This is a genomic window from Amycolatopsis sp. NPDC104775, from assembly GCF_055583325.1.
In genome coordinates, this window is the sequence record NZ_JBVJOE010000004.1 from 292,977 (window position 1) to 306,306 (window position 13,330).

Genomic DNA, 13,330 nt, shown 5'->3' on the forward strand with positions numbered 1-13,330 from the left:
GCCAGGGAAAAATAAAGGCTGGACAAATGGTCAAGAGTCGTTGACCATTGTCCCCGTGACTGGGGACGACCAGGCGGGCTACGTCCCGCCCCAAGAATCTGTCCAGGTGGAGACCACCGATCAGCTGCGCGCCGTGAGCAACGTCGTGCGGCACCGCGTGCTCGCGGTGCTGCGCGACGGGCCCGCGACGATCACGCAGGTGGCCGAGAAGCTGGACATCGCGAAAGGCAGTTCCAGCTACCACATGCGGGTGCTGGAGCGCGCCGGGATCGTGCACGTCGTGCGCACGCGGAAGGTCCGCGGCGTGCAGGAGCGCTACTACGCGCACGTCGGGAAAAGCATCGAACTGCCCGAACCGGCCGCGGGGCAGCGGGACGTGCTGCTGCGGCACGCGCTCGACGACCTTTCGACCGCGCCCGAGGGCTCGCGCCGGTTCGTCCGGATGCAGCACACGCGCATCAGCGAGGAGCGGTTCGAGGAATTCGAGCGCCGGCTGGCCGAACTGCTCGACGAGGTGCGGGACGCCCGCGACGCCGACGAGGCCGCCGCCACCGTCGCGGTCGCGTTCTTCCGTCCGGGGCCGGGTGCTGCCCGATGACCAAGACGAAGATGCCTCCCGCGTTCAGTCGCTTGTGGACAGCCGCGACGGTCAGTTCTCTCGGAGACGGCGCGTATGCCGCGGCCTTGCCCTTGCTAGCAGTGGTGCTGGACAGCGATCCGCTGGTGGTCAGTCTGGTGACGGTCGCGGTGCTCGCGCCCTATCCGGTGGCCGGGCTGTTCGCTGGCGCGCTGGTCGACCGCTGGGACCGGCGGCGCACGATGTGGATCGCGGACCTGGTGCGGGCCGCGCTGCTGGTGCTGACGGTGGCCGCGGGCGCGTTGGGATGGCTCAGCATTCCCGTTCTGCTCGGGGTTGCGTTCCTGCTCGGCACCGGCACGCTGTTCTTCGACACCGCCGCGCAGGCGTACCTGCCGGATCTGCTGGCGCGGGACCAGACGTTGCTCCGCCGGGCCAACGGCTACCTGCGCGGGGCGTCCACCGCCGCCGGGCAGTTCGCCGGGCCGCCGGTCGGGAGTTTCCTTTTCGCCGTGGGAAGAACTCTGCCGTTCGCGGTGAACGCGCTGACCTACGCGACCAGTGCGGTGCTGATCCGGACGTTGCCGCCGACACCGGTGCCGGAGCGTGCGCCGGGCCGGTCGGTGTGGGCGGATTCGAAGGAGGGTTTCGCTTACGTAGTCAAGGAACGGCTGCTGCTGGGCCTCGCGCTGCGGCCCGCGGTGGGGAACCTGGCGTTCGGTGCTTTCGGAGCGGTGCTGGTGGTATTCGCGAAGGACGCCCTCGGGTTGGAGTCCGCCGGATACGGCTTCCTGCTCGCCGCCGAAGCCGCCGGGGGATTGGTAGGCGCGATGGTGCTCGCCGGACCGCTGGAGAAATGGCTCGGGACCGGAACCGCGCTCACCGTCACCGCGGTGATCGAGGGCGGCGCCGTGCTGGCGTTCGGCCTCGCCCGAAACCCGTGGTTCGCCGGAGCGATGTTCGCCCTGTGCGGCTGCGCGATGGCGACGACCATGGTGCTCGGCGCTTCTCTGCGCCAGGTCATCGTCCCGGCCCGGCTGATGGGCCGGGTCGCCGCGGCGTCGCGCCTGGTCTCGGCCTCGGCCGCTCCATCGGGTGCCGTGCTGGGCGGCTGGCTCGCCGCGACAGCCGGGGTGCGAGTGCCGTACGTGGCGGCGGCGGGGGTGCTCGTGTCGATGACTTTGGTGACGATGAGCATGACGAGCAACAAGCGGATCGAAGAGGCGCTCACGCGGGCGAAAGCGGCTACGCCTGTTGCATAGTCGCCGTGGCGAGGAAAACGATCGGGAACAGCAAGGTGAGCGGGAAAACCGTGAGCCATGCGCGGCGCGCTGCTCGCTTCGGCTGACCCAGCGAGGCGACCAGCGCGCCGATTCCGACGGCGATCGGCAGCGCGAAAATTCCGAAGTGCTGGAATGAGAAGAGCACGAGGATCGCGAAGACGGCAGGCAGGCTCAGCCCCTTCGAACCGGCCGCCAGCCCCACGGCGAGCGCGCACAGCACCAGGGCGCAAGCCAGGAAGGCGCCGAGACCGTGCATCGCGCCGGTGAGCGCGACGCGCGTCCGGCTCGGCTCGGCGGTTTCGGTGGCCATTCCGCGATCCTGTCAGGTCGAGAGGATCGGCGGATGCGGGGAACTACTCGGTTCGGATGCGCTTGAGCAGGCTTTCCCGGGCGGACTCCACGTGCTGCTCGGCCACTCGGGCCAACCGGTCCCGGTCCCCGTTCCGGATCAGCTGCGCCAGTTCGCGATGTTCGTCGACCACCCGGGCCCGGTAACGCTCATGCCCGAGCGAAACCCGTTGCAGCTGAAACAGAAACACCTGCGACCGCACCGCTTGCCACGCCTCGGTCAATCGGCTGTTGCCCGCGGCGGCGTACACGCGGTCGTGGAAGGCGATGTCCAGCGCTAGCAAGTGCGGCCCGTCGGCCTTTGACCGGATTGCCTGTTCCAGGTCGGTGACCAGCGCATCCAGTGCGTCCAAATCCTCAGCGGACGCGTTTGTGCGCGCCGTAACCGCAGCCAGCCGGTCGAGGGCGGCGCGGACCGAGTAGACCTCTTCGACGTCCTCGACGGTCACGTCGACCACCGTGGTCGGGCGGTGCCAGTCGCAGCGGACCAGGCCTTCCCGCGCCAGTTGCGCGATGCCCTCGCGCACTGAACCGCGGCTGATCTCCAGCGAGGCGGCGAGTTCGACCTCGCGCAACGGGGCGCCGGGCCGGAAATGCCCGGCGAAGATCGCTTCGCGCACCCGGTCGGCGGCCTCGTCGGCGAGCCCGCGGCGCGCCGCCTTCCTCAGGGGGGGTGACTTCCACGTCCTAATGTTGACATTCAGACATCTGCCGGTCAACGTGAAGAGACCGATCCCCGCGCCGAAGGAGTGCCGCATGGCTGTCCGTCCCGCCTTCCACCTGGCCATACCGGTCGACGACCTGCCGAAAGCCCGCGAGTTCTACGGCGACGTGCTCGGGCTGGCGGAAGGCCGCTCGGCGGACGCGTGGGTCGACTGGAACTTCCACGGCCACCAGGTCGTCACGCACGTCGTCCCGGGCGCTCGCGCGGAGGCGGGCCGCAACCCGGTCGACGGGCACGACGTGCCGGTGCCGCACTTCGGGCTGGTGCTCGACGTCGACGGGTTCCACGAGCTGGCCGGGCGGCTGCGGGCCGCGGGCACCGAATTCGTGATCGAGCCGTATCAGCGGTTCGCCGGCGAAGCGGGGGAGCAGTGGACGATGTTCCTGCACGACCCGGCCGGAAACGCGCTGGAGTTCAAGGCTTTCCGCGACGAGACGCAGCTGTTCGCGAAATGAACGTCCTCGTCACCGGAGCCTCGCGCGGAATCGGCCGCGCCATCGCCGTCGCCTTCGCCACCCGGGGCGACCGGATCGCCGTCCACTGCGGATCCAACCGGGAGGCCGCGCGCGAAACGCTCGAGGCGCTGCCCGGATCCGGGCACGTGCTCGTGTCCGGCGACCTGGGCAACCCCGACGCCGCGCAGTGGATCGCCGACGTGGCCGAGGAACAGCTCGGCGGGGTCGACGTCCTGGTCAACAACGCCGCGGTCGGCACGACCCCGGCCACCCGCACGCCGATCGGCGAAATGTCCTATGCGGACTGGCAGGAGGCGTGGCGGCACACGCTGGACGTCAACCTGCTCGGCGCGGCCAACGTTTCCTTCCACGTCGCGCGCCACCTCATCGCGCGCGGCGTGCCCGGCCGGATCGTGAACATCGGCTCGCGCGGGGCGTTCCGCGGCGAACCCGAGTACCTGCCGTACGGCGCGAGCAAGGCCGCGCTGCACGCGTTCGGCCAGTCGCTGGCGGTCCAGCTGGCCCCGCACGGCATTTCGGTCACCTCGGTCGCCCCGGGCTTCACCGCGACCGAGCGCGTCGCCGACCGGCTCACCGACACCGTGCGGGAGCAGAGCCCGTTCGGCCGGGTCGCCGAGCCGGAGGAGATCGCCGAAGCGGTGGTGTTCCTGGCCTCGGCGGAGACGCCCTGGGCGTCCGGCGCGATCCTGGACATGAACGGGGCCTCGCACCTGCGCTGAGCTGTGAGCTGTGTCACGAATGCAGCAAGCCGGGTTCGCCGGACGTCCAGAGGGGCGTGCGGATCGCAGGAAAAGTTATCGCCGGAGCGCTGTCGACGGTGGTGTTCGCCGGAACGGCGTACGGGTTCTCGACCCTGAGCGCGCTCGACGACATCACCCGCAGCGACGTCATCGGCGGCGGCGGATCGGTGGACGAAGGCCAGAAGCACGCCGACGGGGCGCTGGACATCCTGCTGGTCGGCCGGGACGCGCGGAAGGACCCGCAGGGGAACCCGCTGCCGCAGAGCGTGCTGGACGAACTGCGCGCAGGCGCGAACGGCGACGACCTCACCGACACGCTGATCGTGCTGCGGATCCCGGACGGGCAGCAGGAGGTCAAGGCGTTCTCCATCCCGCGCGACTCGTACGTCTCGATGCCCGGCGGGAAAGGCAAGATCAACGCCGCGTTCGGCCGCGGCAAGGCAGCGGAGGCGTCGAAGCTGCGCGCGGCCGGGGAGACCGACAAGGACAAGATCGAGCAGGAGTCGATGACCGCGGCGCGCAAGGCGACGCGGCAGGCGGTGGAGGACCTCACCGGCGTCACCATCGACCACTACGCCGAGGTCAACCTGCTGAGCTTCTCCGAGATCAGCAAGGCTGTCGGCGGGGTCGAGGTGTGCCTGAAAAAGGCCACCAAGGACGAGAACTCGGGGGCGGACTTCCCGGCGGGCAAACAGCGGCTCTCCGGCGGAGCCGCGCTCGCCTTCGTGCGCCAGCGCGACAACCTGCCCGGCACCGACTTCGGCCGGATGCGGCGGCAGCAGGTGTTCCTCGCGTCGATGGCGCACCAGGTGCTCTCGGCCGGGACGCTCGCCGACCCGGGCAAGCTGAGCGACCTCATCGACGCGGTGAAGCGCTCGGTGGTGCTGGACCAGTCGTGGAACATCCTGGACTTCGTCGGCAAGATGCGCGGGGTTTCCGGCGGCGGCATCCAGTTCACGACGATCCCGGTGGAGAACCAGGACTACCGGTACGACAAGTCCCATCCCACGGCGACCGCGGTGCAGGTGGATCCCGCGAAGGTGAAAGCGTTCGCGGCCGGGCTGATCGGGGCCGCGCCGCCCGCCGCGCCGGATGGTGCGGCGAAAGCAGCGGTCGAGGTGTCCAACGCCGGGGGTGCCTCCGGCCTCGCGGCGCGGGTCGCGGATGTGTTGAAGGGCAAGGGATTCGCCGCGACGGCCGCGGGCAACGCGCCTGCCCAGCGGACGTCGATCGTGCGGTATCCGGCCGCGCTCGCCGCCGAGGGCGCGGAGGTGGCGAAGGAGCTGGGTGGACTGTCCACTAAGGAATCAGCGGACGTTCCGGCCGGGCATATCCAGGTGGTGCTGGGGAAGGTCTACTCCGGACCGGGGGTGTCGGACGGCGGGGCTGGCGCTGGCGGGCCGGTGAAGACGGATCAGCCGCCGCCGGTGACGTCGGAGGGGGACAACTGCATCGACTGAGGCGTCGTGAGGGGCGGCCCAGTGAGAACCTGGGCCGCTCCTCACGACCGCAGTGGCCATCCGGCCGTCGGCGGCGCTTTCCACCCCGTGCGGCTAGACGTCTGCCGAGGTCCATGCCGCGAAGTCGGCCAGCGCGCACAGCAGTTCGGCCTAAGAGTCGCTCTCCGCCCCCTCACGCGTGGCGGTGCGGCTCCATCCGGATCACCACTGCCTTCGACACCGGCGTGTTCGACTTCTCCGCGACAGAATCCAACGGCACCAACGCGTTCGCCTCCGGGAAGTACGCCGCCGCGCACCCCCGCGCCGTCGGATACGCCACCGCGCGGAAGCTCGGCGCCCGTCGTTCCCCGTCCCGCCATTCCGAGACCAGATCGACGATCTCGCCGTCCGCGACGCCCAGTTCGGCCAGGTCGTCCGGGTGCACGAACACCACCCGGCGGCCGTCCTCGATGCCGCGATAACGGTCCGACAGCCCGTAAATCGTCGTGTTGTACTGGTCGTGGCTGCGCAGCGTCTGCAGCAGCAACCGGCCCTCCGGCACCTCCGGGTACTCCAGATCCGACACCGTGAACGTGCCCTTGCCGGTAGCCGTGCCGGTGAATTCGCGCGAGTCGCGCGGCGCGTGCGGCAGGACGAAACCGTCCGGTTCGCGGACGCGGCGGTTGTAGTCGTGGCAGCCCGGCACCACGGCGGCGATGCGGTCGCGGATCAGGTGGTAGTCCTTTTCGAACGACCGCCACGGCACCGGGTGGTCCGCTCCGAGCAGCCGCTCCGCGAGCCGGCACACGATGGCGACCTCGGACAGCAGTTCGTCGCTCGCCGGGGCCAGCCGTCCGCGCGAGGCGTGCACCTGCGACATCGAGTCCTCGACCGTCACGAACTGCCGGCCGGATTCCTGCTCGTCGCGTTCGGTGCGGCCGAGCGTCGGCAGGATCAGCGCGGTGCGGCCGGGAACGACGTGCGAACGGTTGAGCTTCGTCGACACGTGCACGGTCAGCGAGCACGACCGCAGCGCGTCCGCGGTCCGGTCCGAATCCGGGGTGGCGGAGGCGAAATTGCCGCCCATCGCGAAGAACACCTTGCCGCGGCCGTCGAGCATCGCGCGGATCGAGTCGACGGTGTCCCAGCCGTGCTCGCGCGGCACGGTGATGCCGAACTCGCGGTCCAGCGCGTCCATGAAGGACTCGGGCATCTTCTCCCATACGCCCATGGACCGGTCGCCTTGCACGTTCGAGTGGCCGCGCACCGGGCACAGGCCCGCACCCGGTTTGCCGATCATCCCGCGCACCAGCGCGAGGTTCACGACCTCGGCGATCGTCGGCACCGCGTGTTTGTGCTGGGTCAGCCCCATCGCCCAGCAGTAGATGGTGCGCTCCGACGTCGCGATCATCCGCGCGACGTGCTCGATCTGCTCGCGCGCCAAGCCGGTCGCCTTCTCCGTCTCCGGCCAGTCGACCTCGCTCCGCTGCTTGGCCCAGTCCTCGAAGCCGTGCGTGGACTTCTCCACGAACTCGCGGTCCACAATGGACCCCGGCGCGGCGTCCTCCCACTGCAGCAGCAGATGCCCGACCGCCTGGAACAGCGCGAGGTCGCCGCCGAGCCGGATCTGCGCGAACTCGTCGGCCAGCGGCGTGCCCTTGCCGACCACGCCGCGCACGTTCTGCGGGTTCTTGAACCGCATCAGCCCGGCCTCGGGCAGCGGGTTGACCGCGATGACCTTCGCGCCGCGGCCCTTCGCCTGCTCCAGCGCGGACAGCATGCGCGGGTGGTTCGTGCCGGGATTCTGCCCGACGACCACGATCAGGTCGGCCTGGTGGATGTCGGCCAGCGACACCGATCCCTTGCCGATGCCGGTGGTGGCCGACAGCGCCGCGCCGGACGATTCGTGGCACATGTTCGAGCAGTCCGGCAGGTTGTTCGTGCCGAACGAGCGAACCAGCAGCTGGTACACGAAAGCGGCTTCGTTGCTGGTGCGGCCGGAGGTGTAGAAGATCGCTTCGTCCGGGCTCGCCAGGCCGCGCAGTTCGCCGGCGATCAAGCCGAACGCGTCGTCCCAGGAGATCGGCTCGTAGTGCGACGCGCCTTCGCGCAGCACCATCGGTTCGGTGAGCCGGCCCTGCTGGCCCAGCCAGTAGTCGGTGCGCTCGTTCAGTTCGGACACCGGATGCGCGGCGAAGAACTCGCGGCCGACCCGGCGTTTCGTCGCTTCCTCGGCGACCGCCTTCGCGCCGTTTTCGCAGAACTCAGCCAGTTTTCGCTTCTCGCCGTCGCTTTGCCGCGGCTCGGGCCAGGCGCACCCCGGGCAGTCGAAGCCGTCCCGCTGGTTCAGCAGCCGCAGCGTGCGCGCGGTGCGGACCGGGCCCATCTGCTCCACTCCGCGCGCGAGCGAAACCGCGACTCCCGGAATCCCGGCCGCCCAGCCTTTCGGCTTGCCTGCTTCGAGGCGGGCTTCGTCCACGTCACCAGTCGGAGCTTCGCGAGTCATGGGCACATCGTCCGCCTTCGCGGTGCGGAACCCAAGACGGGGGTCGTCACACCTTCTCGCGCTCGTCCCGTGCGCGGCGTTCGGCCCGCGCCAGCGCACGGTCCGCGGCGGTCACGATCAGCAGCAAGCCGCTGGTCACGATCAGCACGACGGCCAGCCGGTGCAGCCCGCCGGAGTCGGCGTGCCCGCCGTAGCACTGGGCGATGATCGTGGCCGCGACGATCGCGCCAAGGTATTGCGCGGTCCGGAAAAGACCGCTCGCGGTGCCCATCGTCTCGGCCGGGGTTTCGCGGTAGAGCGTGGTCTGGTTGGCGACGCTGGTGAGTCCTTGGGCCAGCCCGAACAATGCGGCGAGCACGAGCAGCCAGATCAGCGCGGTGCCGTCGTTCACGAACAACAGCGCGACGGATCCGGCTAGGAGCGCGGCGCCGACCAGCACCAGCCGCAGCCGAACGCCGGTCGGCCGCCCGGACAGCGCCGCCGCGGCCACGGCGGTCCCGGACATCGGCAGGAGCAGCAGTCCCGCGGCGGATTCGGCGAACCCGCGAGCCTCTTCGAGCCATTGCACGTAGCCGAACATGATCGTGTAGATCGCCAGGAAACTCAGTGCCTGGCGTGAATACGTGCGCAGGACGGGTCCGTTCGCGGCGAGCATCCGCAGGTCGATGAACGGCTTCCGGGCGCGCAGTTCCACCCTCGCGAACAGGGCGCCGAGCACGATCGCCGCGGCCAGCAGCCACAGATCGCCGACGCTGGGCGCCATCAGGTAGCACAGCAACACCAGCAGCGCGGCGGAAAACAGCACGATCCCGGCGACGTCGATCCGCTCGGCCGGTTTCTCCGCGGGAGCGTCCTTGGGCACCCACAGCAAAGTCAGCACGAGGGAAATCCCGGCCAGCGGCAGGTTCACCGCGAAGATCGCGGGCCAGCCGAAGAGCGCGATCAGCACGCCGCCGAGGGTCGGGCCGATCACCATGATCGTCTGCGAGGACATCGCCAGCACCGACAGCACCCGCGCGGGCACGCCTTCGCCGTTCTGGTCGGCGCGCCTTCGCAGCACCGCCATCGCCGCCGGGAATCCGGCGCAGGTCCCGATGCCGAGCACGGCCCGAACCCCGGTGAGCCATTCGACGGAGATCGGGATCATCCCGCCGATCCCGGCGATCATCACCACCGACGCGCCGCCGAGCAGCACGCGCCGCGCGCCGTAGCGGTCCACGAGCAGTCCGACGACCGGCTGCCCGACCGCGGTGGCCAGGTACAACGAGGAAATCAGCCAGGCCGTGCGGCCCGGTCCGACGCCGAAGGCCTGTCCGATCGGGACGAGCGCGACGGCGATGAGCGTGGAGTTGATCGGATTCAATACGGCGCTCGCGACCAGCGGGGTCACCAGGCGCGCGCCGAAACGGGATTTCGCGGGGGCGGTCGCGGTATTCGTCAGTGCTCCTCGGGTTCCGTGCGGTCAGCGCTGGGCGATCCGCTGCAGCAAGGGCAGCGCGCGCCGGACCGTTTCGAGTTCGTCTTCGGTCAGCTCGTCGGCCAGCGCGGCGGCGAGCCATTCGTCGCGGTGCTGGCGGATCCCGACGACGGTCTTGTCGCCGAGATCGGAGAGCGAGATCACGACGCGCCTGCCGTCGGCGGGGTCGCGCGTGCGGTTCAGGTAGCCGAGCGAATCGAGCACGCCGAGCGTGGCCGCCATGGACTGCTGCCGGACGTGCTCCGCGGCGGCCAGTTCGGCCTGGGTCGCCGGGCCTTCGCGGTGCAGCCGGTTGAGCACCGCGGTCTGGGTCGGCGTGAGGATCTCGGCGTTGTCGACCTGCCGCAGCCTGCGGTGCAGCTGGCCGACGACGCCGCGGATCCATCCGGCGGATTCGGCGACGTGCGGCGGGACGGTCGGGTCGTCGGGCATAAGCACAGTTTAGCCTGTTGAGTTCAGGCTGTGCACCTTGGCCGGAAAACAGCGAAGGGCTCCTCGCGGGAATCTGATTCCCGCGAGGAGCCCTTCACGGACTTCGGGCTAGAGCGGCTGGCTGCTGGTCTCCGCGGCGGAACCGAGCCCGAGGATGTACCCGATCTTCCCGTCGTTCACCCCGACCGGCTGCACCTGATGCACCACGACAGCCGCGGCCAGCAGCAGCACGAGGCCGACGATCGCCGCGATGCCGGGCCAGCGGCTGGGCGCCGCGCCGCCGCGGCCGTAGACCGGGGCGGGAGCGTTGCGGCGTTCGCGCTTGCGCCGCTTCTTCATGTCCTTCTTCGCGCCGAGCCAGGCGTCCCGCTGGGCGTGCTTGCGCCATTCGGGGTCCATGAGGTCGGGATGGGTTTCCATCCGGTCGTCCGGATCCTCCGGCCGAGTCATCGGCGCACCGCCTTTCCCCCTGCGTAACCCCGCCGCGGCGGGTTCGTAGACTTGTCCATTGTGACCGAGAACGCTCCGCAGCAGAAAACCGACCTTCCGGGTGCCTGGGACCCGGCCGCCGAGGAAGCCCCGATGTACGACCGCTGGGTAGCGGCCGGGTACTTCACGGCTGACGCTTCGTCGGAGAAGCCGCCGTTCTCGATCGTACTGCCGCCGCCGAACGTCACCGGCAGCCTGCACATGGGCCACGCGCTCAACCACACCCTGATGGACGCGATGAGCCGCCGCCGCCGGATGCAGGGCTACGAGGTGCTGTGGCTGCCGGGCATGGACCACGCGGGCATCGCGACGCAGAACGTCGTCGAGCGCCAGCTGGCCGGCGAGGGCCTGTCGCGGCACGACCTGGGCCGGGAGAAGTTCGTCGAGCGCGTCTGGGAGTGGAAGGCCGAGTACGGCGGCAAGATCCTCGGCCAGATGAAACGCCTCGGCGACGGCGTCGACTGGTCGCGCGAGCGCTTCACCATGGACGAGAACCTGTCCAAGGCCGTCCAGACGGTGTTCAAGAACTTCTACGACGCGGGCCTGATCTACCGCGCCGAGCGCATCATCAACTGGTGCCCGCGCTGCCAGACGGCGCTGTCGGACATCGAGGTCGACCACAGCGACGACGACGGCGAACTCGTGTCGATCCGCTACGGCGACGGCGACGCCTCGATCGTCGTGGCCACCACGCGCGCGGAGACGATGCTGGGCGACACCGCGGTGGCCGTGCACCCGGACGACGAGCGCTACACGCACCTGGTCGGCACCGAGATCGAGCTGCCGCTCACCGGCCGGAAGATCCCGGTGGTCGCGGACCGGCACGTCGACCCGGAATTCGGCACCGGCGCGGTCAAGGTGACCCCGGCGCACGACCCGAACGACTTCGAGATCGGCCGCCGCCACGACCTGCCGATGCTGACCGTGATGAACGAGCGCGCCGAGGTCACCGTGCCCGGTCCGTTCGAGGGCCTCGACCGGTTCGAGGCGCGGCCCGCGGTGGTCGCCGCGCTGCGCGAGCAGGGCCGGATCGTCGCGGAGAAGCGGCCGTACGTGCACGCGGTCGGGCACTGCTCCCGCTGCGACACGGTCGTGGAGCCGCGGCTGTCGCTGCAGTGGTGGGTCAAGGTCGCCGAGCTGGCCAAGGCCGCCGGCGACGCGGTGCGCGACGGGCGCACGAAGATCCACCCGGCGGAGCTGGAGAAGCGGTACTTCGACTGGGTCGACAACATGCACGACTGGACGATTTCGCGCCAGCTGTGGTGGGGGCACCGGATCCCGGTCTGGTACGGCCCGGACGGCGAGGTCGTGTGCGTGGGCCCGGACGAGCAGCCCCCGTCCGGCGAGGGCTGGACGCAGGATCCGGACGTGCTCGACACGTGGTTCTCGTCCGGTCTCTGGCCGATGTCGACCATGGGCTGGCCGGACGAGACCGCCGACCTGGCGAAGTTCTATCCGACCAGCGTGCTGTCGACCGGGTACGACATTCTGTTCTTCTGGGTCGTTCGGATGATGATGTTCGGGGTGCAGGAGATGGCCGGGCGGCAGCCGTTCGACCACGTCTATCTGCACGGGCTGATCCGCGACGCCAACGGCAAGAAGATGTCGAAGTCGCGGGGGAACGTCATCGATCCGCTGGAGTGGATGGACGCTTACGGGGCGGACGCCACCCGGTTCACGCTCGCCCGCGGGGCCAATCCGGGTGCGGACATGGCTTTGGCGGACGAGTGGGCCGCGGGGTCGCGCAACTTCTGCACGAAGCTGTGGAACGCCAGCAAGTTCGCGATGATGAACGGTGCTACTGCCGACGGGTCGCTTCCCGCTGCGTCCGAGTTGACCGAGTCCGATCGGTGGATTCTCGGGCGGCTCGCGGCGTTGGTGTCCGAAGTGGACGGACTGTTCGAGGACTTCCAGTTCGCGAAGGTCGCCAATGCGTTGTATCAGTTCACGTGGAATGAGTTGTGCGACTGGTACTTGGAATTGGCCAAGGTTCAGTTGTACCAAGGGGATTCCGCGCGGGTTGAGGCTACGCGGAAGGTCTTGGGGCATGTGCTGGACACGGTGCTGCGGTTGCTGCATCCGTTCATTCCGTTTGTGACGGAGAAGTTGTGGACGGCGTTGACTGGTGGCGAGTCGTTGGTGATCGCGGATTGGCCGTCGGCGGTTGAGGGGTATGGGGATCCTGTTGCGGATGCTCGGATCGCTGATGTGCAGAAGCTGGTTACCGAGATTCGGCGGTTCCGGGCGGATCAGGGGTTGAAGCCGGGGCAGAAGGTTGCTGCGCGGTTGATCGGGGAGGCGTTCCCGGAGGGGCATTCCGGGGCGATTCGGTCGTTGGTGCGGCTTACTGAGCCGGAGGACGGGTTCTCGGCCAGTGCTTCGCTGGAGGTCGCGTTGGCTGGGGGCGTGGTGACGGTGGAGGTGGATACTTCCGGGACCATTGACGTCGCTGCCGAGCGGAAACGGTTGGAGAAGGACCTCGGGGTTGCGCGGAAGGAATTGGCGCAGACTGAGGGGAAGCTGGGGAATGAGGCGTTTATCGCGAAGGCGCCGGAGCAGGTGATCGAGAAGATCAAGGTGCGGCGGGAGACCGCGGTGGCGGATATTGGGCGGATTGAGGCTCGGTTGGCTGCGTTGCCTGGGTCCTGAGCCGCGCTCGGCTCGTCGCCTGGCGGCGACATTGCGGGTGGGGCCTCGTGGGGGCACCCCGAAGCTGATTGTGATGACGGGCGGGGGGGGGGGGGGGGGGGGGGGGGGGGGGGGGGGGGGGGGGAACACCCAACCCACCCCCCCCCCCCCCCCTCCGCGAGAGAAGGTGGTTGTCTCTTCCCCGGCTCCG

General features: G+C 69.6%; 12 protein-coding genes. 6 read left to right on the forward strand and 6 right to left on the reverse strand.

What is annotated here, in order from left to right:
* The first annotated feature begins 55 nt into the window (after window positions 1-55).
* Both ACZ63D_RS19825 and ACZ63D_RS19830 read left to right on the forward strand, forming a co-directional pair.
* On the forward strand, window positions 56-598 hold the full coding sequence (locus ACZ63D_RS19825; RefSeq protein WP_465355779.1) for an ArsR/SmtB family transcription factor: 543 nt from the start codon (window positions 56-58) through the stop codon (window positions 596-598).
* Window positions 595-1,839 carry an MFS transporter gene (locus tag ACZ63D_RS19830; RefSeq protein ID WP_465355780.1) on the forward strand — a complete coding sequence of 415 codons (1,245 nt, stop codon included), beginning with the start codon at window positions 595-597 and terminating at the stop codon, window positions 1,837-1,839. Before ACZ63D_RS19825 ends, ACZ63D_RS19830 begins: the two co-directional genes overlap by 4 nt.
* Here the strand turns inward: ACZ63D_RS19830 and ACZ63D_RS19835 are convergent.
* Together ACZ63D_RS19835 and ACZ63D_RS19840 are read right to left on the reverse strand one after the other, a co-directional pair.
* On the reverse strand, window positions 1,823-2,170 hold the full coding sequence (locus ACZ63D_RS19835) for a hypothetical protein (protein WP_465355781.1): 348 nt from the start codon (window positions 2,168-2,170) through the stop codon (window positions 1,823-1,825). The genes ACZ63D_RS19830 and ACZ63D_RS19835 overlap by 17 nt on opposite strands.
* A 43-nt stretch (window positions 2,171-2,213) precedes the next feature.
* Window positions 2,214-2,966, reverse strand: a complete 753-nt coding sequence (locus ACZ63D_RS19840; RefSeq protein WP_465355782.1) for a GntR family transcriptional regulator — start codon at window positions 2,964-2,966, stop codon at window positions 2,214-2,216.
* Between ACZ63D_RS19840 and ACZ63D_RS19845 the strand changes: the two genes are divergently transcribed.
* Genes ACZ63D_RS19845 through ACZ63D_RS19855 form a run of 3 tightly spaced genes read left to right on the forward strand, consistent with a single transcriptional unit; the run spans window position 2,965 to window position 5,608 of the window.
* Entirely contained in the window at window positions 2,965-3,387 is a 423-nt protein-coding gene (locus ACZ63D_RS19845; protein ID WP_465355783.1) for a VOC family protein, read from the forward strand. The two genes, ACZ63D_RS19840 and ACZ63D_RS19845, sit on opposite strands and share 2 nt — an antisense overlap.
* Window positions 3,384-4,127, forward strand: a complete 744-nt coding sequence (locus ACZ63D_RS19850) for an SDR family NAD(P)-dependent oxidoreductase (RefSeq protein ID WP_465355784.1) — start codon at window positions 3,384-3,386, stop codon at window positions 4,125-4,127. The genes ACZ63D_RS19845 and ACZ63D_RS19850 overlap by 4 nt, the downstream gene beginning before the upstream one ends.
* Window positions 4,128-4,183: 56 nt before the next feature.
* Window positions 4,184-5,608, forward strand: coding sequence for an LCP family protein (locus tag ACZ63D_RS19855; protein WP_465355785.1), 1,425 nt, complete (start codon window positions 4,184-4,186; stop codon window positions 5,606-5,608).
* 172 nt (window positions 5,609-5,780) lie between these two features.
* On the opposite strand, the gene ACZ63D_RS19860 is transcribed toward ACZ63D_RS19855, so the two are convergent.
* The 4 genes from ACZ63D_RS19860 to ACZ63D_RS19875 all read right to left on the reverse strand — a co-directional run bounded on the left by ACZ63D_RS19860 (window position 5,781) and on the right by ACZ63D_RS19875 (window position 10,452).
* Window positions 5,781-8,093, reverse strand: coding sequence for an FdhF/YdeP family oxidoreductase (locus tag ACZ63D_RS19860; protein ID WP_465355786.1), 2,313 nt, complete (start codon window positions 8,091-8,093; stop codon window positions 5,781-5,783).
* Between the two features lie 46 nt (window positions 8,094-8,139).
* Window positions 8,140-9,483 carry an MFS transporter gene (locus tag ACZ63D_RS19865; protein WP_465355787.1) on the reverse strand — a complete coding sequence of 448 codons (1,344 nt, stop codon included), beginning with the start codon at window positions 9,481-9,483 and terminating at the stop codon, window positions 8,140-8,142.
* A 72-nt stretch (window positions 9,484-9,555) separates the two neighbouring features.
* Window positions 9,556-10,002 carry a MarR family winged helix-turn-helix transcriptional regulator gene (locus tag ACZ63D_RS19870; protein ID WP_465355788.1) on the reverse strand — a complete coding sequence of 149 codons (447 nt, stop codon included), beginning with the start codon at window positions 10,000-10,002 and terminating at the stop codon, window positions 9,556-9,558.
* A gap of 108 nt (window positions 10,003-10,110) precedes the next feature.
* Window positions 10,111-10,452, reverse strand: a complete 342-nt coding sequence (locus tag ACZ63D_RS19875; protein WP_465355789.1) for a hypothetical protein — start codon at window positions 10,450-10,452, stop codon at window positions 10,111-10,113.
* Window positions 10,453-10,512: 60 nt separating this feature from the next.
* Here ACZ63D_RS19875 and ACZ63D_RS19880 point away from each other — a divergent pair, with 60 nt between their 5' ends.
* Window positions 10,513-13,140, forward strand: a complete 2,628-nt coding sequence (locus tag ACZ63D_RS19880; RefSeq protein WP_465355790.1) for a valine--tRNA ligase — start codon at window positions 10,513-10,515, stop codon at window positions 13,138-13,140.
* Window positions 13,141-13,330 lie beyond the last annotated feature (190 nt).